Raw genomic sequence first — 2,823 nt, forward strand, 5'->3', positions numbered from 1 at the left:
GATGATCAGCCTCATGACCCGCCGCCTCACCGGCGAAACGACCCCCACCTGGCACGGAACCTGACCTCGACAACCAGGAGCGAAACACCCACTTAAGGCACCCGATCGAGCTCTCGGGGAAGACGGATTCATGATGTTCCTGATCCTTGAGTAAGCGGTTCCGGATCGCCTCCGTTGGGGGACTTCCGGACTGTCGTTGTGGTGGGTTCTTGCGGCGGTCGCGTGGGCACCGGGCCGACTCCTGCTGGTTCCGGCCCCCGAGGCCTTGAGGGAGACCGGCGGCGCCCGGTGCCTTCGGGCCGGCGCGAAACCCATCAGCCTGTGCTGGACGTTGATCGTCGTGGTGTGAGCCCGCCGCACGGTGACCTCCCTGAACTCCACGAGCCGTTCGAGCTCTGGCGAAGACCGGGGCCCGCGCGGCGCGCCGGTGCCGCGAACGGCCGGTGAGATGGCGGACCGAGGAGTCCCGGGATCAGGTCGCCGCGTGGCCCGCACAAGCTCCCCACCTGCGCAAACGGCAACAGAATGGAGATGGCTGTGACGGTGTCGTGCGGCATCGACCGGGCCGAGTCCCACCACGACGTCGCCCTGGTCAACGACACTGGACGGCTCCTGGCCAAGCGCTGCATCAGCGACGACGCGGCTGGCTACCGGCTCCTGCTGGACCTGCTCGCGGAGTACGGCGACACGCCCGAGGATTCGGTTCCGGTGGCCATCGAGACCAGCGGCGGCCTGCTGGTGGCCGCCCTGCGGACCGGCGAGCAGCCCGTCTACCCGGTCAACCCGCAGGCCGCCGCCCGCTACTGCGATCGCCACAGCGTCTCCCGCATGAAATCCGACCCCGGCGACGCCCTGGTCCTGGCGAACATCCTGCGCACCGACATGCACGCCCACCGGCCCCTGCCCTCCGACACCGACCAAGCCCGAGCTGTCGCGATCCCCGCCCGCGCCCAGCAGGACGCTGTCTGGGACCGCCGGCAGCTGGTCAATCAGGTCCGCTCGCTGCTGCGCGATTACTGTCCCGCTGCTTTGGACGCCTTCATGGGCAAGCAGCACAACCTGGTCCGAGCGGATGCCCGCGCCGTCCTGGCCACGGCACCCACCCCGGGGACGGCCGCCCGACTGAGCCTGGTCCAGCTGCGGGCCGTACTCGAACGCGCCGGCAGCCAGCGGGGGATTGACACCGAGGCCGAGCGCCTGCGCGAGGTCTTCCGGGGTAACCACGCTAGGCATCCAGCCGTCATCGAGGCCGCGATGGTCCGCCAACTGGCAGTACTGATAAGCCAGTTGGATGTCTCTTGCGTCGCAGTCGACGAACTCGCCGAGGCGGTGGAGACCCACTTTCGCCAGCACCCGGACGCTGAGGTCGTCCTGAGCTTCCCCAGCCTCGGGGTCCAGCTCGGCGCCCGTGTGCTCGCCGAGCCCGGAGACGACCGCGCCCGCTTCGCCGACGCCCGAGCGCTGAAGGCCTACGACGGCTCCGCACCGATCTCCCGCGGCCTCAGGCAAAAAACGCTGTGCCGGGCGACGGTTCATCAAGAACAACCGGCTCATCGACGACGGTTTCCTCCGGGCCTTCTCCGCCCTCAAGGCGTCGCCCGGAGCGGACGCGCACGGCGAAGGCGCGAGAACGGCGACTGGCACGTGCAGGCCCGACGGCACCTGTTCAACCGCTTGATCGGGCAGCTCTACCACTGCCTGCAGACCCGGCAGCTCTTCGACGAGCATCACGCCTTCACGTCCCCATCAGCGGATCTGGCCGTGGGCGGCTCGACTTGTCAGGCACGTGATGTCTCTCTCGATTTCACGACACTGTGGCTGGTCCGGGTGCACGGCTGCCGGGGACGGGCAGGCCGAAGGTGCCGGGGACGGGAAGGCGGCGTCGCCCGGTGTCCGGACGCGACGGGGCCAGGCATCCGGATCTCCCGGCCGCGCAACGGCGCGATGCCCCGCGACACAACCGCGTACTCTCCGGAAGTCCGAGAGTCCACTAGGATCGCCGGAGCGGCCGCGGGTCATGCTGGGGCCGGCAGCCCGACGACCGGCTGCCTGGACGTTTGCCGTGGCCCGTCCCATCGGATCCGACAGGGGTGATGCCATACACGACGGCTTTATGGCCGCCGGCACCGGCCTGACCCTCGACACGCCATCGTCACCCTGACGCGCCGAAGTCAGCAACAGGCGGCCCGTCCTGACGGCCGCACGGTACTTGATCATTTCACCTCGATGCTGGTGAACGGAGGAGAACGGCTGATCCGGGTAGGGAGCCGAGGCGCAGTCGCCGGGCCCCGTACGCGGTCCCCGTGTTGGGTGTATCCGAGTCTTGGCCCCGCCGGGAGCTCGGGGTAGCGTCGAACTACCTGCTCGGATACCTGTTCCGATCCGTCTGGGGGAGCTCCCAGCGGGCAGGAACACCAAGGAACTTGAGCCTCGTCCTCCTCCCGCGCCTCGAACTCCGGGCGTTCCCGGCCCGGTGCCCGCTGTTCCCGCGGGCCGGGACAGTCCTGTTGTGCGCCCCTCGGTGCTCGGGTTGGGACAGGTGCTGGGACATCCGGCTGCTTCTCGGAACGACAGCTCGTTCTAAAGCTGTGTCAGTGGTGACCGGGCCGGGTCGGTGCTGGGGCCCTTACTTTTCTCCTCGGCGGTGATCAGCCGGTGCCGGTGAGTCAGTGACAACCCCCGGGACTCGATCCCTCAGAAGAGAGTTGGCCCCGGGCGCCAGCCGACCACCGCCGAGAAACTGCGGCCGGACTCACCCTCGCCTCCTTCGCCTCCTTCGCCCACGACCTCTACGCCAACGTCATCCGCCGCGGCAAGGCGAGC

Annotated in this window: 1 pseudogene; it reads left to right on the forward strand. The window is 69.0% G+C overall.

The features are described 5' to 3' along the window. Window positions 1–525 precede the first annotated feature (525 nt). Window positions 526–1,737, forward strand: a pseudogene (locus tag ACFWOG_RS40475) (IS110 family transposase); the annotation flags it as partial. Window positions 1,738–2,823 lie beyond the last annotated feature (1,086 nt).

Source organism: Kitasatospora sp. NPDC058406, from assembly GCF_042722765.1.
Classification (GTDB): Bacteria; Actinomycetota; Actinomycetes; order Streptomycetales; family Streptomycetaceae; genus Kitasatospora.